This is a genomic window from Parvularcula lutaonensis (genome assembly GCF_014651915.1).
Classification (GTDB): domain Bacteria; phylum Pseudomonadota; class Alphaproteobacteria; order Caulobacterales; family Parvularculaceae; genus Parvularcula; species Parvularcula lutaonensis.
Genome location: NZ_BMXU01000004.1, coordinates 1 through 18,659, shown reverse-complemented (window position 1 = coordinate 18,659; position 18,659 = coordinate 1). Strand labels below are relative to the sequence as shown.

General features: G+C 60.1%; 12 protein-coding genes. 7 read left to right on the top strand and 5 right to left on the bottom strand.

Translation table 11 applies throughout. From position 1 onward, the window contains the following. Window positions 1-52: 52 nt before the first annotated feature. Complete coding sequence (locus tag IE053_RS14045; RefSeq protein WP_189577203.1) at window positions 53-631, top strand: TetR/AcrR family transcriptional regulator; 579 nt, start codon at window positions 53-55, stop codon at window positions 629-631. 12 nt (window positions 632-643) lie between these two features. On the opposite strand, the gene IE053_RS14040 is transcribed toward IE053_RS14045, so the two are convergent. Both IE053_RS14040 and IE053_RS14035 read right to left on the bottom strand, forming a co-directional pair. After that, window positions 644-1,150, bottom strand: a complete 507-nt coding sequence (locus IE053_RS14040) for a hypothetical protein (protein ID WP_189577201.1) — start codon at window positions 1,148-1,150, stop codon at window positions 644-646. A gap of 73 nt (window positions 1,151-1,223) precedes the next feature. Continuing rightward, window positions 1,224-2,267, bottom strand: coding sequence for a DUF6607 family protein (locus IE053_RS14035; protein WP_189577199.1), 1,044 nt, complete (start codon window positions 2,265-2,267; stop codon window positions 1,224-1,226). A 127-nt stretch (window positions 2,268-2,394) separates the two neighbouring features. Here IE053_RS14035 and IE053_RS14030 point away from each other — a divergent pair, with 127 nt between their 5' ends. Next, window positions 2,395-4,572: a TonB-dependent receptor domain-containing protein gene (locus tag IE053_RS14030; protein ID WP_189577197.1), complete on the top strand. Its 2,178-nt coding sequence runs from the start codon at window positions 2,395-2,397 to the stop codon at window positions 4,570-4,572. A 145-nt stretch (window positions 4,573-4,717) separates the two neighbouring features. Then, the gene (locus tag IE053_RS14025; RefSeq protein WP_189577195.1) at window positions 4,718-5,620 is read left to right on the top strand and encodes a hypothetical protein; all 903 of its coding nucleotides are present in this window, start codon (window positions 4,718-4,720) and stop codon (window positions 5,618-5,620) included. Window positions 5,621-5,636: 16 nt separating this feature from the next. On the opposite strand, the gene cysD is transcribed toward IE053_RS14025, so the two are convergent. Genes cysD through IE053_RS14010 form a run of 3 tightly spaced genes read right to left on the bottom strand, consistent with a single transcriptional unit; the run spans window position 5,637 to window position 10,546 of the window. Beyond that, window positions 5,637-6,530 (bottom strand): sulfate adenylyltransferase subunit CysD, encoded by an 894-nt coding sequence (cysD, locus tag IE053_RS14020; RefSeq protein ID WP_189577193.1) that lies wholly within the window; start codon window positions 6,528-6,530, stop codon window positions 5,637-5,639. After that, complete coding sequence (locus IE053_RS14015; RefSeq protein ID WP_189577191.1) at window positions 6,527-8,995, bottom strand: YbcC family protein; 2,469 nt, start codon at window positions 8,993-8,995, stop codon at window positions 6,527-6,529. The genes cysD and IE053_RS14015 overlap by 4 nt, the downstream gene beginning before the upstream one ends. An 18-nt stretch (window positions 8,996-9,013) precedes the next feature. Continuing rightward, window positions 9,014-10,546: a proton-conducting transporter transmembrane domain-containing protein gene (locus IE053_RS14010; protein WP_189577189.1), complete on the bottom strand. Its 1,533-nt coding sequence runs from the start codon at window positions 10,544-10,546 to the stop codon at window positions 9,014-9,016. A 96-nt stretch (window positions 10,547-10,642) separates the two neighbouring features. Between IE053_RS14010 and IE053_RS14005 the strand changes: the two genes are divergently transcribed. The 4 genes from IE053_RS14005 (at window position 10,643) to IE053_RS13990 (ending at window position 18,382) form a co-directional block, all read left to right on the top strand. Then, complete coding sequence (locus tag IE053_RS14005) at window positions 10,643-11,551, top strand: LysR family transcriptional regulator (RefSeq protein ID WP_189577187.1); 909 nt, start codon at window positions 10,643-10,645, stop codon at window positions 11,549-11,551. Window positions 11,552-11,900: 349 nt separating this feature from the next. After that, the gene (locus IE053_RS14000) at window positions 11,901-13,874 is read left to right on the top strand and encodes an NlpC/P60 family protein (protein ID WP_189577185.1); all 1,974 of its coding nucleotides are present in this window, start codon (window positions 11,901-11,903) and stop codon (window positions 13,872-13,874) included. 191 nt (window positions 13,875-14,065) lie between these two features. Beyond that, window positions 14,066-15,061: a hypothetical protein gene (locus IE053_RS13995; protein ID WP_189577183.1), complete on the top strand. Its 996-nt coding sequence runs from the start codon at window positions 14,066-14,068 to the stop codon at window positions 15,059-15,061. Between the two features lie 915 nt (window positions 15,062-15,976). After that, window positions 15,977-18,382, top strand: coding sequence for a S1 family peptidase (locus tag IE053_RS13990; protein WP_189577181.1), 2,406 nt, complete (start codon window positions 15,977-15,979; stop codon window positions 18,380-18,382). Window positions 18,383-18,659: the final 277 nt, after the last annotated feature.

Genomic DNA, 18,659 nt, shown 5'->3' with positions numbered 1-18,659 from the left:
CGCAAGCACAGCGCGACCCGCGCGGCGGCGGCAGGCCGACCGAAGCGAGGCGATGCGCGCCCGTCTGGTCGAGGCGACGCTCGACTGTCTTGCGACGAATGGTTACGCCCGCCTTACGATCAGCAGCATCGTCGAGCGGGCTGGCGTTTCGCGCGGCGCGCCGCTCCACCATTTCCAGTCCAAGCAGGCCCTCATCGAAGCGGCAGCCGACCACCTCTTCCGCCGCGTCTCCCGCAAGGTGTCCTCGGCCTATGAGGACGCCGTGGGCGCCGAAGATCCCGTCAGCGCCTTCCTTACCCGGCTCTGGCGCGACATCTTCACCGCTCCCGAAGGCGCGATGCTCGCCGAACTCAACCATGCAAGCCGGCACGAGCCCGACCTCCAGTCGATCATGTCATCGCTCTGGACACGGATTTATCGCATCGCCTCCAGGGTTTCGGCGCGCTACGTCCGTACCCGGCAGGGGACCGTCCCACCGGAGCGGATCGCGCTTCTCACCCAATGGCTGATGCGGGGGATGGCGCAGGATTTCCACCTCGGCGCACCCGACGCCCTTTTCGAGCGCTATCTCGAACACTGGCGCGCGCTTCTCGACAGCGCCCTGCCTAGGCAAGCTGCTCGCAAGACTTGAAACTGATCCACATCAGGAGCAGGCGTTCGCGTCAGGGAACCCCTCACAGGGGATGTCGCTGAAGGTTTCGCCGTCGAAGACGCTGCATGATGGCGTCAGGTGGGAGGGGACGGCATCGCTTCCGAAATAGGTCAGCTCCGCAGGCGGATTGGCGATGAAGAGCGCACTGTCTTCGCGCCAGTCCCCGCCGTGGCCGGTCGTTGGCCCACTGACCATCTTTCCGCCATCGCCATTGACGACGACATGCGCCTGGCACTCCGTGCCGCAGCCGAAGCTGACGAGGATGTAGCCCCCAGCGAAATTCACGGCCTCCGGACCCGGCAGTTCGCGGCCCAGCTCTCCCAGCAGCGCGGCCGCATCATCAGCCAGAGGCTGCGTCACCGCTTCGTTCGCGGGATAGGCGGCAAAGAGGCCCTCCACCGCCGCGCCGAGGCCTTCATAGGCGTCGCCGGTGACGGGACAGGCGGCGGCATCTGCTTGGCTCAGCGCCGCTGCCAGCGCGAGGACGGGATGGATCATGGCTGCTACCCGGAAGCTTTCCGGGACGACCTTTGCCCTCCCGCCCCTGCCCGTCAATCGCCGGACACAACGGTCAGTGGGATGAGGCGAGTTCCGTACGCGTCCGAAGGCGTTCGGCAAGCCGTCCGACATCAGGCGTCACATAGCCGGCGATGACCCTTTCGGCTTCCGCCAGCGCTTCGGCCTCGTCCATCTCGCCCTCTTGCACGGCTGCGGCGAGGCCGAGAAGCGGGCGGTAGAGTTCCTCCGTCTCGCCCTTCAGCGTGATCGCGAAGCGATCGTTCGCTTCCTCTATTTCCTGCCAGATATCGCGTACACCGGCCCAGTAATTGGCGGTCGCAGCCCAGTATTCGTTCGCGACCGACACAGGAAAGTCGTCATACCGACGATAGGTGTTCACCCCGATCTCACGGACGAGCGCCATGGGATCGCCCGACAGGACGAGCTTGGCGTTGTCCTGCTCATGGACCCAGCCCCACTGGGTGATGACATGGCGGTTCACCGCGTCGATGGCGTGATAGTCGTCACGCGTCGTCATGTCCCGGCGAGGCAGGGGTCGCCATTCCTTATCCGGCATCCATTCGGCAAGCCCGCCCTCATAGCGCCACGCACCAACGGCACCATAGCGCGGAGCATCATCGACCTGGTAGACAGTCTGGGACCAGGCGCCCTTTCGCTCCGCTTCCGGAACGTCACGCCATTCCCAGGCATTGCCGCCAATAAAGGTCAGTACCCGTTCAGGCTGGTAACGCCAGTCCTGCCGCCAGTGCTTCACGACAAAGGGCTGGTCTTCGGGCCCGACCACCAGCAGATGCTGCAGGCTGATGAAGTCGCCGTCATCCTCGATGACCCGGACGACCTCGTAGCCGCCCGAAAGCTTGGGCTCCTTGAGCTCGTAATCGGGATCGAAGGCCACCGTCTCCTCGAAGTCGAAGGTGACCTTGTAGTTCCCCGCCATGGCCAGGATCGATTCCCGGTCGCGGGCGAAGGTCTCTTGGGTGGCCGCACCGACCTGGAGGGCACCGGAAGGGCCGGCCTCCGAAGCGGTGGTGCAGGCGGAAAGCGCCGAAAGACCGAGCAGGGCAGCCATGGCGGCACAGGGGAAACGACGGCTCATCGTCCTTCTCTCCAAAGTTCGTCAATGGGTGGGCTGATACTGCTCTTGCGACTCACTTGCAATAGCAAAACACATCAGCCATAGGGGCTCCTGCGAATCATTCTCATCTCCTGGAAAGGACGCTGCCGTGCCCAGCCTCTCCCGCCGCCTACTGAGCATATCCCTGCTTGGCTCCACCTTCCTTGCCCCCGGCCTCGCGCACGCACAGGATGCGGGCGAGCTCCCCGTTTCGGATCAGCAGGCTGAAGAACCCGAAGATGTGATTTCTGTCTACGCTACGCTCAATCCTCTCCCCGCTTTCGATTATCCCGGTCAGGTGTCCGTCGTGGAGAAGGACAAGATCCTAGACTTCAACCCGTCGACGCTCGCGGATGTCTTTGCCGCGGTTCCCGGCGCGCAGTTCGACCAGGGCCCCAGAAGGACCGGTGACGCGCCAACCATACGGGGTCTCTCGGGAAGCGGTGTGCTGATCTTTCTTGACGGCGCAAGGCAAAGCTTCGTCTCTGGCCATGATGGACGGTTCTTCGTCGATCCGGCGCTGATAGAAACCGTCGAAGTCGTCAGGGGGCCGACATCCTCCCTTTATGGCTCTGGTGCCCTGGGCGGTGTCATCGCGGCACGGACAGTATCGGCCGACGACCTGCTGGACCAGGGAGAAAACATTTTTGTCGAGCTGGCTACTGGCTATCAATCCGTCAACGAAGAAAGCCGCGCCAGCGGGACAGGCGCATGGCGCTCGGCCGACGGCATGGTCGATCTCGTCGGCCACCTCACCTATCGCCAGTCTGGCGACATCGAGCTCGGCAGCGGGCTGGCCCTTCCGGCGGAAGACGAGATCCTTTCCTCCCTGCTCAAGGCCGCCTTCCGACCGAGCGACCACCTCGAGCTCTTCGGATCCTGGATCCGCTATGGCGCCGACTCGAACGACCCCCAGAACCCGCAAGGCAACAATATCGCAGGCCCCGGCAACGCGCTGGTCTTCCGCGACGCTGAAAGCAGCACCCTGCAGGGCGGCCTGCGGTTTGATCCGTCCGGGAATGAACTCGTCGATCTCAACCTGACTGTCTACCGCAGCGAGAACAGCGTCGAGGAGGACGAGGCCACAAATCCGCGCACCACGGACCGCCATGTCGAGACGGTCGGCCTCTCCCTCGACAACCGCTCCCGGTTCGCCCTCGGCCCGATGGCCGGCCTCACGCTCACTTATGGCGCGGAATATTTCGAGGACGAGCAGTCCGGCGCCGACAGCGCCAGCATGGACGGGCGGCGCGGCGGCGTGCCCGATGCGACCACGGAGTTCCTTGGCGCCTTCCTCCAGGCCGACCTGACGGCAGCAATGCCGGGACCCCTCCCCGGCGAGATTTCCCTCGTGCCCGGTGTCCGTTGGGACCATTTCCGGACCAGCGAGCCGGGCGGCGCCTTCGACATCGACCGGTCACGCCTGTCCCCGAAAGCCGGCTTGACCTACAAACCAATCAGTCAGCTGATGGTTTTCGGCACCTATGCCGAAGGTTTTCGTGCGCCATCGTTCAACGAAGCTTTCGCCGACGGCACGCATTTCAACATCCCCGACCTGTCAGCGCCTCCCGGTCCCTTCGGTCCGTCCTTTGTCGCCAACCTCTTCATCCCCAACCCCGATCTCCGGCCAGAGACCTCGCGCACATGGGAAGGCGGTGCAGGGATCGACTTGTCCGACCTCCTCTCTCGTTCGGACAGGCTGACCGCGAAGGCCTCCTACTACCGCTCCAATGTCGATGACCTGATCGGTCTGGACGTGGAGATCCCGGCGGGCTGCTTCAGCCCCGCACTCGCTGCCTTCGCGCCCTGCGGCACGGGTCCGGCATTCGGGAATACCAGCCAGAACGTCAATATCCGCAACGCTGAGATAGAAGGCTTCGAGCTCGAGTTCTCTTATGACGCTCCGTGGGCGTATCTACGGGGAAATTTGGCCATGATCGAAGGCGCTGACGCAGACAGCGGAGAATTCCTCGAAGGCGTTCTTGCGCCCGATACGCTGTTCCTCGATGGCGGCCTGAAATGGCAGGCCGCAGACCTCCGCCTAGGCACCCGCCTGACGGCCGCGGAAAAGTTCGATCGCGTCAATGACCCGATCGAGGAACGGGACGGCTTCACCGTCGCCGACATTTACGCCGTGTGGCAACCAAGCTCTGGCCCGCTCGAAGGTGTCCGCCTCGACCTTGGTGTCGATAACGTTGCGGACACGAACTATGAGGTCGTGAATGCTGGCGTCAGCCAGCCCGGCCGCAACCTCAAGGCTACACTCAGCTGGCGGAGGGGTTTCTGACGAGTCCCGATGAAGGCGGGGGGGCCCAGGTTGGACATGCCCGCCACGGCGTTCTTCTCAAACGAATGTTTCCTTCGCTGCATTGTATTTTTTCGATCGGATTACCGGCGCTATGCCGCTCGCTGAGCAGCACCGAGGCCAAGACATGCGCAAGCCCCGTCCTTTCCGTATCATCGATGGTGGTCGGAGCGGCGCTGCCGTCCTGAAGCTCGAGGGTGCAACGGCCGACCTCCAGGACTCCCTTCCCCGCCTGCTGAGCGCGATCGGTGCCCCAGCGGCCGATCTCACGACGGAAGGTTCCGGGCGCGTCTGGCGGAGCGCATCCCAGCACGCGCGCGCCGAGGTCTCGGTCACGACGGCCGAAGGCCTGCCGGGCATCGCGTCTGCGTCCGGCCGGGGCATCAAGCTTTCATTCATCAGCCTCCGGTCATTCGACGAGCACGCGCTGGAGCGCGCATTGTCACTCGCCCTGGTCGCCCAGCCGGAGGCGCGCCTTCACACGATCCTCCGGGATCCGGCGGCTCGCGCGTGGCTATCATCGTGCACGGACGAGAGAGCGATCGCCAACCATCAAGCCGCTGACTGCGCAAGGCTCCTGGCCTCCGAGGACATCGCGGCGGGCATCGTGATTGGCGAAGAGCCCACCGTCGAAGTCCTCATCGCGATGATCGTGGGCCGCTATGGTCTCGGCCCGTTCGTCGCGCGAACAGGCGTCTCGGCGAATGGCTTCCTCGCCAGCGCCCTGACCGATGACGGCCAGGGGTCCATCGGAGCGACGCTGCGGGCACTGATTGACGCGCTGCTGCACCTCGGGCAGGTCCGTGCGGCGTGTCTCCTGCACAATGCCCTTCTCAAGACCCTAGAGGACCGTTTTTGTACGGATGGCATGCCCTCGGCATCGCCCTGCGCACTTCAGGTCTCCGAGCGGCGATTTATCAGTGAGATGATTGACCGGATCGGTCACGCCCCCCGCCAACTCGAGCCTCGCGCCTATGAGGGTGCGGAAACAGACGCGCAGGCTCGTCCTGCATTGACCCTCGTCGGATAGGAAAGGCCGGCATCGCCTAGAAATACCCGTTGCGCTTCTGCGCCTCGAGCGACCCTGAATCGCTGACCCGCCCACGCCTTTCCGATACCGAGGCCCTCAGGGTCTCATAGGCGATTTCGGCATTGGTCTTCGCCTTCGAAGCGATCGCCCCCGTCACGGGCCAGCACCCGAGCGAACGGAACCGCACCGTCTCGCTGCGCGGCTTCTCTCCACCGTACCAACGCATCCGTGCGTCATCATCGACGACGATCAGTGCACCATCACGCTCGACGACAGCACGGTCGGCGGCGTAGTAGAGCGGTGCTAGCTCTATGTTCCGTGCCGTGATGTAGGTCCAGAGGTCCTCTTCGGTCCAGTTTGAGATCGGGAAGGCCCGGATCGTTTCTCCGGGCCTGAGCTTCCAGTTGAAGATCGACCAAAGCTCCGGACGCTGATTTCGAGGCTCCCAGCCATGGCCCTCGCTGCGGACAGAGACAATCCGCTCCTTCGCGCGCGAGGCCTCCTCGTCGCGACGGGCACCGCCGAAGATCACGTCATACCGTCCGTCATCGAGAGCCTGCTTGAGGGCCTCGGTGCGCATCATGGTCGTATAGACGTCCCCGTGATCGAACGGATTGAGGCCCTTGGCCAGGCCGTCCCGGTTGTGATGCACAATCAGCTCGAAGCCGTGTTCCGAGGCGAAGCGGTCTCGGAATGCGAGCAACTCGCCGAACTCCCAGGTGCTGTCGATATGAAGCAGCGGAACCGGCGGCGGGGCGGGCCAGAACGCCCGGACAACGAGGTGCGCGAGGACCGTGGAGTCCTTGCCTGCCGAGAACAGGACCACCGGATTCTCGGCCTCCGCTACGCCGTCCCTGATGATGTGGATCGCCTCGCTTTCCAGCTCGAGCAGGCGTCGGGACAGTGTCATGCCGCATCCCTCTCCGTGCCGGCCTCGGCCAAGGGCGAGGCGTCGCTCCATGAGCCATGTCCAACATATCGGCGGAAGCTCCAGCCCTCGTCTTCGATGGCGATCAGGGTCAGCCACTGATTGTCGAACAGGTCGGCCACGTGCTGGTGCTTGGCCAGAACAGCGTCGATTCTCGCGATTGGTGCCTCGATGACCGCGGTGAGCCGGAGGGGCTGGTGGTAGAAAGCCGTTCCGGTGTGGACGGACTGGAGCGGCAGGCCACCGCGCAGATCACCGGCATTGCCTTCAAGAACGCCGACTCCGCCGACGACATTATGCAATGTCTTGTCGCCGCTGCCGAAGGCCTCGTTGTTCACGGTCGAGGCATAGTATTGCAGGTTGATCCAGCTCGCGACCACCAGCGGCGCGGTCATGATGAGCTCGAGCACGGAATTGTCCGTATCCGTCCGCCATTCATAGGAATGCAGGAATGCCCTGCCTTCGAGATCGATCCCCCTGCTTCTCTTGCGCGGCGCCGCGATGAAAGCGGCACAGCCCGCTAGGCCCCATTCCGGGCGTATCTGCGACCAGTCGCGGCTCCTTGCAGCCATCATCCGGTCCGTGTCCTTCCCCACCGGAAGGCCAAGCTCGGCGGCACGCTCCCGGCGTGTCATCCGCCCGGCATCGACAAGGTTCCGGCGAAGCATGGCGAGATCCTGCGCGTGGCTCTCCGGAACAGCGTCCAGGTCGAGGATCGTGACGTCATCGGTGACGGTATCATGCAGCGCTGCGACAAAGACGGTATCCTCGGGAAGGCCCCTGTCCCGATCGGCCAGCGCACGCCGGACACGGGCATCGTTTAGCACGGCAGCCGCGACCCTCGCATTGCTATCGCCGGCATGGCCACCGCAGGCCCCGCAATCGAGGCCAGCGGCATACGGATTGTTGGTTACCGTTGCACCATGGCCAGCAAGCAGGACGATACGCGCAGGGTCGGGGCCGAGCGCCATTCCTGAGATCATCGCTTCGGCAAGCGCAATCCGGTCATCGAGCGGGATACCATGCACCGGATCCACCCCATACGGATCAACGGAAAGACTGGCCGGCTTCCTCTTCCGGTCACTCGGCAGAAGGATGCTGTCCCGTGCGAGGGCGGAGGCGAAACCGACACCCATCGCCTCCACGAAGGAGAACGACGCCACCGCCGCGTTCTTGAAATGCTTCCACGCGCCAAGGGCAGACCGGCGCAGCTGGAGGAGCGCGGCGTTGCCGCCCTCCACCACTTCCACCGTGTAGCGGGGCTCGAGCAGGACGGGGCACTGGGCCTGCACCTCTCCGGAGACCGGATCTTCAACGGCCAGTGGAAGGCCGAAGAACCCCGCGAACCCCAGGGTCTCGATCGTCGGGTCGGCGGCCTCGAGTGCCCTACGGAAACGTTCGGAGCGCACGTCGATGCAGAACACAGCCTGCGCCGAGGGCCGCTCTTTTTGGGGTTTGAGCGACGCAATGCGTGAAGCTCCATGAAGATCCCTGACGAGACGCCTTTGGTAGGCTCGCTCGAGCGCGCGGTGGGCGAGAAGGTCGACCTCCTCGGTCCTTTCGTCGGCTTTCTCCGAATAGGCTTCGCTGATGGATTGCGCCCATTCCACATCGGGCTCTTTCGCACGCAGGCAGTTGAAAAGGCACAGGTCAAAGGCAGCGCGAATGGCGAGGAGATCCATGAGCTGGTCGGGCTTCCCGCCCTTCAGCTCATCGCCCCAGCCTCGATAACGCATATGCCCGGCCCAGCCAGCGACAGTCGAGAGCAGGCGATGGAAATAGGCCGCCCGGCTCTCCTCGGGAATATTCAGTATCGTGACCACCAGTTTCAGTGTTGCCAGGGGTTCTGACGGGAGGATCGCAACCTCGGCACGAAACCCGTGAAGACCCAGCAGCTCCGGTGAGCGGTCAATCGATGCCTGGGCGCGCCACGCGGCGTAAGGGGTCCGATCAGCCCACGGATAACGCCATAGCGCCTGTCCCTGATCGAAGTACCCGGCCGCCCAGAAGGAAATCTGGTCGACCACGAAGGACGCCCAGTCTTGTCCCGACAGATCCGATATCAGGTCAGCAAAGCTTGGCAGCACCCGGTCATCGCGCTCGGCCCGTTCCTTGGATAGCTCCCCGACAGCCTCTTCGGGGCTGATCCGGCCGGACATGCCCAGCTCGCCGATTGCCGCTTCGATATCGTCCAGCGTGAAAACGCCTTCGGCGAACGCATCCCGGTAATAGGAACGCGGCATCAGCAGGCTCTGCCCATTTGCACGGCGGACCGCCCTGTTCGCCTTGGAGAAGGCCGTCGAGGACATACCCTGCATCGGGTTGACGGCCACGAAATCCTTCAGTGGCCATATCGGCGCGATCAGTTCGCATGCGGATAGCGCAGCTTGGCGGAGCTCCTTGTCGCTCGCCAATACTCCGGGATCTGCAAAATCGACGATGGTCATGACGAGGTCTCCAGGCCGTCAGGCGGCGCGTTTGAGGCGAAGGGAACCGATTGCGCGGTCGTTGAGGGCATTCGCGTAGAGCCCGCGAGCGAGGTGCACATAAGCGCGCTCGTTCAATCTCTTTGCTGCCGAGAAGGCGCCCGACTGGAAGAGGGCGACCGCCACGAAGGACGCCACCACAAGGGCCATCAGAATGCCCGCAAAGAGGCCCGGCTCCCGAGGTGCGGGCACGACACCGGCGAGAAGCGCGGCGGCGCCAACCTGCAGCAGGAAATAGGAAAGCGAGGCTGCGGCGCTGATGAGGAGACCGACCACGAACGTGCCGGGCCCCCGCGCGCTGCGAATGAGGTAGACGGAGAGCCCGGCCATGAAGATCGCACCCAGCGCCATGATGGCCGGGGTCTTGGCGACGGTTCCGTCGAGCGCTGCCCCGATGCCGGCATAGACCGCTCCGGCCGCAGCCAGTCCGAAAAGCACGGTGATCGGCCTCGCAGGGCTTGAGGGCTGGCGCGATGCGACCGCCAGGACTGCCCTGCCCGAAGAGAGGAAGGCATGCGCTTTGTAAAGCGAATGCGCAACAAGATGGAGCGCGGCGGCGCTGAACACCCCAAGCCCGATCTGCAGGAGCATGAAACCCATTTGGGCTATCGTAGAATAGCCAAGGCTCACCTTCACGCTGGTTTGCGTCAGCATACAGATCGTACCGAACAGGGCTGAAAAGCCTCCGATGACAACCAGGGCATTCATGGCAACAGGGTTGAGCACCAGCACATCGGCAAACCGGATCAGCAGGAACCCTCCGGCATTGACGATCCCGGCATGAAGCAGCGCCGAGACCGGCGTCGGAGTCTCCATCACCTCTGTCAGCCAACCATGACTGGGAAACTGGGCACATTTGAGTGCGGCAGCACCGACGAGGAAGAAGCAGGCGATACCGGTGATGAGCGACCCGTCCGGCGCAGCGGAAGCGGAAGAAAGGATCGTGCTGATACGGAACGAGCCGAATTCCAACGCAATCAGGGCTGCCCCGGAGAGGAGCCAGAGATCTCCAAGGCGGGCAAAGAACATCTTCTTCCGTGCTGCAACGATCGCACGCGGCCTGTCCCTGTGGAACAGCAAGAGGCTGTGCAGGGCGGCGCTCGCGCCAATCCATGCGAGGACGAGAATCGTCAAGTGGTTGGTGCTGACGAGGGTAGCCACCGCGGCGAGGGCAAGCGACATCCGTGTGAGGAACAAACGCCTGCGCGGATCGCCATCGAGATAGTTTATCGAGAAACGCAGGATGACAAGGGCAAGCACACCGACCAGCAGCAGGAGCCCTGCGCTCAACGGGTCGGCAAGATAGAGGCCTGCCAGCACCGTCGACCCTCCCGGTGGGCCGGAGAAGGCAGCGAACCCTGTCAGCAAAGCGCCGGCCAGCGCGGCTATCGACGCCGCGACAGCCAGGCGAGCGTCCCGGCCACTCCCGCCAAACCTCCAGATCCCGAGGGCCGCAAGAAAAAAGCAGGCCCCGGTGAATGCGGGGGCCAGTTCCAGTATCGCTTGGTTCATATCCACTCCGCTCAGTGCGGGGAGGGATTTACCTGCGCTTGCTCAATCAATATAATTCAATGTGACGATGATATTGTTCTTTTTTCGCGAAGGCCGATGACGACGCTCAACTACCACCACCTGCGTTACTTCTGGGCCGTCGCCCATGATGGCAACCTCACCCGGACGGCACAGAAGCTCAATGTCTCCCAGTCGGCGCTGTCCTTCCAGATCAAGAAGCTTGAGGAACGCCTCGGCCAGAAGCTCTTTGAGCGGAAAGGAAAACAGCTGGTCCTGACCGAGGCAGGCGCGATAGCCCTTGACCATGCGGACGTGATCTTTTCCACCGGAGAGGAGCTTCTCGACACGCTCCTGCAGCGCAACGAATCACAGGCGAAGATCCTCCGTGTGGGCGCGCTCTCCACCCTGTCACGGAACTTCCAGATGCAGTTCCTGCGACCTCTCATCGGCGAAGAGGACATCTTTCTCTCGATCCGTTCGGGGAGCCTTGACGAGCTGGTCTCTCTCCTGATCGCGCAGAAGCTGGACGTTGCGCTGACGGATCAAATCCCCGCGCGGACGGGGGAGAGTCCGTGGATTGTCCATCCGCTTGCTGAGCAACAGGTCAGCCTCGTCGCTCCTGCCGGCTTTCGCCGGGGAAGGCGAAGTCTCGAACGTCTCCTTTCAGAAGAGCGGCTGATCGTTCCGTCCAAGGACAGCAGCATCAGGATCGGGTTCGACGGGCTGGTGGAGCGCTTGGGGATCAAGCCGAACATCTTCGCAGAGGTCGATGACATGGCCCTGCTCCGGGTCCTCGCGCGTGAAGAGGTCGCCCTCGCCGTTGTTCCGCCCATCGTCGTGAAGGACGAACTCGCTTCGGGTCGCCTGATTGACGTTCTCGACCTGCCCGGCCTCACGGAGGCCTTCTACGCGATCACCATGTCACGCAGGTTCCCCAACCCGGCCCTTCGCATGGTCATGCAGAAGGCCGCAGACCAGGACAAGGACGCCCTTGGAAAGGCCTAGCCCGCCATGCGCCGAGCCCCGCCGGCCCGGCGGAGAAAACCCAAGCGCAGCGCATCGGACGAAACGACAAAACGAGAAAGTGGTGCCAAGGGCGGATTCTAACTTCGACGCCTACCCTCTGATTATACGACAAATATTCTAACCCTCTACGACACGTTACCCGCCTCAGTACCCATGTTTCTAGTATCGAGTTCCGCGGTTATGGAACGTGACGGCCGATCGAAAACAACCGCGCTCTAACGTCTGATCGGGATACTCAACGGATTTCTCCAGACGCTAACTGCACCCAGGGCTTTTGTCGACTGACAGTACTCGTAAGGTGCTGATGCAAACTTGCGGGGGCGAGACAATGCGCATTGTGGGTTTTTTCGTACCGGTTATTGCTGCGCTTGCATATTTCACCATTCTCTTCAATGAGTTCTCAGACGTTCGCAGCTTTCCCACAAACCTCTCGCAGGACTCCACCACAGATGCATTCCTTGTCGTGGACGTTGGTCTTCTGAAGGCCGACGAAGGGGTGGTCTGCCCGCTCGGTTTAGACATCGCCCGAAACGGACAGTCGGTAATCTTCGACAGTGCAGGCGATCGGGTCGCTTCATTTGGGTTGAATAGGAGCACTCCGGTAGGGTTGCGCGAGCTGGAACTCAGAAACGGTGAGATCGCCACCGCTTTTGCGGCCATTGGCTCGGGGGCGTTCGTGGCGACACAATACGAGACGGGACAACCGGGCAGGCTCATTTATGTGGACGCCGGAGCCGTCAGTGCGCCGAAGCCAAGCTGGACGCAGGCGGAGCCCAAATTCAAATTGCTCGGAGTTGACGCTGGCGCCCTAGCGACCGGATCGACCGGTAGTGCTTTCCTGCGGATCGCAGACTTCGAGCCGAGTATCGAACGTCAGATCCTCTCGAACGGCTTCATTTCGATCTCCGACGAGCGAGGCAGATTTGTCAGCGTTGATTGGGAGAGTGATTCAGCCTACGGACTGGCTTTAACGACAACGTTCGACGATGATGCCTCTCGGCAGTCATTCTTTGTTTCAGACCACAAGATTGAGAGCCTCCGCGGACTTGGCCTTGACACGAGGGGCCGAGCCTACCTGCTTGTTACCGAAACGGTTCCACATCCAACAGAGATCCGTCTCGAGCAAACTGTAATCCGTCTCGATCAGAGTTCTGATAAAGGCATAGCCTTTTTCTTTGTTCCGAGGTCGCCGTTATGTACTCCGACTCAAAACGTGGCGATCTCTGCTGACGGAGATGTCTTTTCGCTACAGTTACTCCGCGATGAAGTCGTCATCACAAAACTACACGTAAAGCCCGCCTGGTACTCCAATATCCGATGGGGGGCGCGATGGCTACCAAACAGATTCGGACGCTCGGGGTCGCATAGCCCACGGAAGGTCGCTGAACAGGCGACGGCAGAAAGCCAGGCGCAATCGATAGCCGAACCGCCCGCTGAATTCTCCGAGATCGAAGGAAGATCTATAGCTCCTGATATCCAAGCTGTTCCGGAGACGGAGCGGTTGGAATCTAGCCGAAGGCGTATTGCAGCGATGAAAAGCCTTCTCCGTGAGAGTTTCGTACGGCAGTCAACCCAGCAAGGGGTCACCCGCAGGGATGTGATAGCGAACGCGTGCACATACCTCCACCTCCCCTGGAAAATGCCTGAGCGTAGCTACTCGCCATCTACAGACTTCTGTTTCGACTCGAGGGCTTTTTCAGATAAATGTGAGGATAGCGACAGATGTTCGCTACCTTATTGGTCACGACCCAAGCGATTTAAGTCTTATACTGACGAGCTGCTCGTCTCGCTTCCTTACGCGTGGGCCGGCGCCGACTGGCCGTGGGAGTTCATTGATAAGATCGAGGCTGGTCGACCTGCAGGCGATGTTTGTACCGAGATGATAATCCGGGAACGAACGAATTCCATCAACGACGTTTACTCCGCTGGACTCGATTGCTCAGGATTCGTTCAACGCGCTTGGGGTTGGGAGGGAGTGCGCTATTCGACGAGAAGTTTGGGGTCAATTGCCGATCCAATCGACAAAGAGGCGCTGCGACCCGGTGATGTTTTGAACAAGCCGGGGAGTCACGTGCGAATGTTTCTTCGCTGGACATCTCCATCCACGATCGAGTTCATAGAATCATCGACCTTCTGTGGTGGCATCTGCCGCAGAACTCTGCCCTGGGATACCTTCGACGGATACATCCCGATGCGTCCTCGACACCTCATACCAGACGAAGCGATCACTTCCGGAGAAGTTGATGAGCTATGTAGCGCTCCCGCAGCCATGTTCAGAGAATTTGCGGAGTCGAATCGATGATCCCAGCAAACAAATCTGTCCTCTTAATCTTGGCCCTGACACTTTTCTGTTCGAGTTGTAGCTCCTTAAACCAGCGGGACACCTCTCCTGGCGCTGTCAGTGTCGCTTTCAGGTCTGACTGTCTAAAGTCTCCCCGTGCAAGCGAAGATTCTGAAAAATTCGCTGGCTGGGGGGCAGTTCTCGCGCCGATCTTGATCCCTCAGCTCGTCGACTCAGGCTTTAATTTTGTCGACAAGAAGCTCGATGCGATCTCAGGACCCTCAGAGGTCACAGCAAGGGGCTCGGCCAATGACTACTTTCTAACCGAAGTGGATGGCTCTTTCACTTACTCAATCAATGATGGGCTTGGTTGTGTACTAATTGCGGTCGGCGGAGAGACTTCGTCGAACCCGGCGAGCGATGCGTTCGCAGGCTCAGCGCTATCTGGATTGGAGGGCGCGTTCGACGTTAGCGGTCTCCCTTCGGGCTCCCTGCCAAAAGTTTACATCGAAGCGCGGATCGTGGCCGGCGAAACAATGGATGTGTTCGCCCTGGAGCCTGAGTACATTTATTATCGCAAGTCATTAGGCTCCGGCTGGATGCGCGCGAACCGGCGGGACCTGATAGTTGATTTCTCGTTCGACTCTGCTGCCGATCCCACAGCACGACAAACCCGACTGGTCATCGATCAAATGAGGCCAGGCGAAGAGCGGGACAAGCTGGCCTTAGCCTCTGAAAAGGCACCTTGGCTCCCTATATTCACCCCATCGGGCGGCGATCAGCAACGCCTGCTTTCCATGTGTTCGCTACGGACCTGCAAAGCTCAACCGTTCACACTCGCAGTTACAGTTGCCGAAACCTCGAATGCCTCCGTGGCACTGCAGTCTGCGGTGGAGCTAGCCAGTACGCTGAGGGACGTCTCGAGACCGCAAATCGAGGCGGGTCTCGCTGCCGCAACTTTCGGTGAAGGAGCCTATGATCCGACCGACCCCCAATGGGTCCAGCGACGAAGTAACGCTCGCCAGGCCTGCGAAAAGGTGGCGAAGGTCAGGTCATCACTTCAGTCAGATCTGTCCGCACCAGAGCGCGCGACCGTTTCTGCATTGCTGAATGACGCAATTGATGAGGCCAAGGCACCTTACACGGCCGCAGGACTAGATTGGTGGCTGGTGGTACCTCACGCACAGACAGGGTGTGGTTGGATATGAAACAGATCTTCGCTTTCGCGTTAGTCCAGACGACTTTTTGCATCTTCGTAGGAGCTTTTGCTTCGGCGCAGTCACCAGCCCGCGAGACGGACGAGCGAGACACTCGCTATGATATCATAGAGGATCCACGCGGAGTCGTGCTATCGTCTGCAATTTGGCCCACCAGGCTCGGTGAACTGGATGTCTGTTGGGCGGATCCACTTCCTCGCCCGCGGAAAGAACGGGCGGAGGTACTCCGTAAGCGGAAAATCGTTAGGGATGTTGTTCGCTCGACTATTGAGGCCGAGACGCGACTAAAGTTCGATTCTGTTTGGCCGCCTTGTGAGACGGATGCTGAGTACGATGTGCGCATTGCCGTGATCGACTCGGAATCAACTCTGACCGCCGAGGTTGGACGCCAGTTAGACGGCCCAACTGACGTACGCCTCGCGTTCTCATTCCATGCCTGGCAACGTTCTCTACAAAGAAAATCTGGGCTCGAGCTCGAGGACTGGCCCTTTATCAACTGCCGTGACGACGCCAACGTTGACCAGTGTATAGCATCCTCCGCACTTCATGAATTCGGACACGTCGTGGGACTCCTTCATGAGATGGGGCATCCAAGTTTAGAAAGAGGCGAAAACTCCGAGACTGCAGAGGCCGAATGCCTTCAGCTATTACAGAAAACCTTCTGTGCGAAAAGTGGCGGGCAATCCTGTGGAACTTTCGCTTCCGGGTTCAGCGCCGAAGAGATCGAGGCACTCACTGAGTACGACCCTGATTCATTCATGAACTACTGTCGGCCAGGGCGTTTTCAGATGTGTACTATTCAGGATGGTGTGCCTGACTGTACCCTAAGCGATCTCGACAAAAGTACTTTAAGACAGCTCTATTGTCCGCCCGGGAACACTCCGTGTACGAGATTTGGAGAGTAAAATGGCTGTACGCGCCCTTTGGACTGTCGCATTCTTGCTGTATTCTGTCTCCGTAGCAGAAGCCCAGCAGCAAGATGAAAAGCGCTTGCTCATAGAAAAGCAGCTCCAAGCAAACCTGGTTGCCCTTGAGGTAAATGGCACGGTGAGGACGCCCGAAGGAACAGTTCGATGCGAGCCCATCTATGGCAGCGGCTTTATTCTGAATTCCCAATTTATCATTACAGCCCGCCACCTACTGACTGACCTAAAATGCGCCCGCCGACAAGACTCGATTATCGAGCTTCCACCTCCGAAAAATGAATACCTGGACGCTATCGAGATTAAAGCGAGAATCGGCGTGAAGAATCCGCAGGCGAAGGGAGCGGATAAAAAGGAGTTCGCAGCTGAGAGAAGCGATTTAATCGATGCCGAGGAAGCACGCGCCAAAGCATCAGATCTCGCCATACTAGAAATCGATCGCGAAGATTGGAAGATCGATCAGCTCGGAGACGGGACGTCCCCGATCTGTATCGATAAGCTCAATTCATCCACTGAACTATTCGTGTACGGATACCCTCGAAGAGGTGAGCGGGAAATTTTTCGTGGAACGGCTGGGAGTGACCGGAATGTTGCAGGTCGTTATCTGCAAGAAATGACGCTGCTGGAGGGTGATCTTACCGAAGGCTTGAGCGGCGCACCGGTCATCGTAATCAACGACGATGGCGTCGCTGGCATTGTCGGCTACGCGCGAAGCCAAGATGCCCATTTCGGTTCGTTTAAGTATATGACGCCACTGGCGAGGGTAAAATCGCTCCTAGATGCGACGCAAGCAGAGGCTAAGAAATGCTCGCAGCTGAAGTTAGGAGACGAGGCGCTTCCTGAAGAGTGGCTAGAAGCAGAGTTCCGCTTCCGACCTACCTCTCCGGCCGAACGCCGGTCCGTCTTACAGTATTTTAGCCCCGAACTAGCAAATCTCATTCCGGATGATCGCAACCCGCCCTTCCGCCTTGTTCAAGATCATCCATGGGTTGCCGACAACGTCTTTACCCTGAGCAGTCCGAATACTGCTCATATTAGCGGTGGGAAAATAAGACTTCGTGCGCCTCAGGTCGGAGGAGTTCTCAGCGCACGGATACAACCCAATTTTGATGACGTTGCAGGCTTTGCAACCAACGGCCCCGTAGCCCTTGAGCGAACCGCGACGAAACTCTGTCTACTACGGACTGAAAGGCGGATAGCTGAAAAAGCAACCTTCTCCTGCACAGAGCCCCGGTGGTGTGAATCGATTGACCGAATTCCTGGATACCTGCTTATCGACCGAGATGCAGACTGTTACCCGAGCCGAGCACAAGGGTTTCGAGGCAGAATCGAAACGAGCTCTCAGATCGAGTGGTGGACATCTACGAGGCGAACAGATCTTGACGAGAGAGAGCTCTATTCGGGAGTTCAAACCACCTCAAAAGACTTAAGTGAGCAGCGTTCAGGGTGGATCGTTCCTTCCTTCTCGACGAGCTGTCGCCTTCTGACGCAGAAGAGCGAGCCCTTCATGCTGATGTCCATCGAACTATCACCGCTCACCGACATTGTTGCCCCTACCACATTTACATATCAAACCTATCTGAATGATGTTCCCCTTTTCGAAGAGGGGCTGAGGGGGAGCGAGAGGCGCCTACCTTACGATCCAGGCCAGGGCATCTCTCTCGAATTCGCTGTTCCCATGCTCAGATTTGCCGGCGCTAACGCGGGCTATGATGAGATGCTTGTCGTCTTCAATTTCTATCAAGGCGATCGATTTGTCGGTACACGTGTTATATCGAGACCAATTGCCTTCATGCGCACCGACAAGAACCCAGTCTCTGATGATGGGCTTGACGAAGGCGAATACCCGTCGGTCCTGCAAAGTTATTCTGACGTACCCTTCTCGTGGAAAGCGACGGCCGTCTGGGACAACAACTATCGGACATCCAGAGCGAGAGACCTCGTGATGGTCGCGTCGGGTTTCAGCGACGAAATGCAGAAGCGCGTAGAGCAATTCAATGCAGCCAGTTTCACCTTAGCCGTTCCGCCCAAAGAGCAAGTTGAGGCCTTAGCCACTAAGAAACGGGCAGAGAACGGGTGGGAAGATGCGCCGTTGCCTTGGGATCTTTTCACCCTCAAGCCGTCCACGACTTACAGAGTTGGATTCATCCGACGACCAGACCTCCCTGGGACCAGATTTTCTGATGGAGTCGTGGCGGGGATCTATGATCGCAGCGGAGTCTTACGCTTCATGTTCCATCCCCTCGAAGCGGAATATGTTCTGCTCCCGTGGGCAAAGGAGAACATAGAACCGAGCAGCTGGCAGTACGCGCTCCCAGCAAAGCCGCCCACGCAAGCCGAAATTGGATGCCCCCAGCCCGGGTTACTATTTCAGGTATCTGCTCAGTAGCGCCAGGTACACGCTGAACGAAGGACGCCCCCGTCATTTATTTCCATCTATGACGCGTCCTCGCTTTGACTTGTCGTTCTACGGGGGCCACTTCGGGTATTGTGCTCTGAGCGGTTTTTTCAGGTTTTTTTCCCGGTTTTTCCTTGGAAGACGGCGCCAGGATTTGGCAGCTTTGACCCGTCCCCTTTGAACGCAGCCAGTCTGAGTGAAAGAATGGCTTGTCTGCAGGAGAAGAGCGATGGGCGCGAAGCGCTACAAACCCGAGGAAATCATCTCG

Excerpts from the sequence above, each read along its gene's own strand:
- IE053_RS14045 (WP_189577203.1), top strand. The coding sequence starts at position 53 with ATGCGCGCCCGTCTGGTCGAGGCGACGCTCGACTGTCTTGCGACGAAT.
- IE053_RS14040 (WP_189577201.1), bottom strand. The coding sequence starts at position 1,150 with ATGATCCATCCCGTCCTCGCGCTGGCAGCGGCGCTGAGCCAAGCAGAT.
- IE053_RS14035 (WP_189577199.1), bottom strand. The coding sequence starts at position 2,267 with ATGAGCCGTCGTTTCCCCTGTGCCGCCATGGCTGCCCTGCTCGGTCTT.
- IE053_RS14025 (WP_189577195.1), top strand. The coding sequence starts at position 4,718 with ATGCGCAAGCCCCGTCCTTTCCGTATCATCGATGGTGGTCGGAGCGGC.
- cysD (WP_189577193.1), bottom strand. The coding sequence starts at position 6,530 with ATGACACTGTCCCGACGCCTGCTCGAGCTGGAAAGCGAGGCGATCCAC.
- IE053_RS14015 (WP_189577191.1), bottom strand. The coding sequence starts at position 8,995 with ATGACCATCGTCGATTTTGCAGATCCCGGAGTATTGGCGAGCGACAAG.
- IE053_RS14010 (WP_189577189.1), bottom strand. The coding sequence starts at position 10,546 with ATGAACCAAGCGATACTGGAACTGGCCCCCGCATTCACCGGGGCCTGC.
- IE053_RS14005 (WP_189577187.1), top strand. The coding sequence starts at position 10,643 with ATGACGACGCTCAACTACCACCACCTGCGTTACTTCTGGGCCGTCGCC.
- IE053_RS14000 (WP_189577185.1), top strand. The coding sequence starts at position 11,901 with ATGCGCATTGTGGGTTTTTTCGTACCGGTTATTGCTGCGCTTGCATAT.
- IE053_RS13990 (WP_189577181.1), top strand. The coding sequence starts at position 15,977 with ATGGCTGTACGCGCCCTTTGGACTGTCGCATTCTTGCTGTATTCTGTC.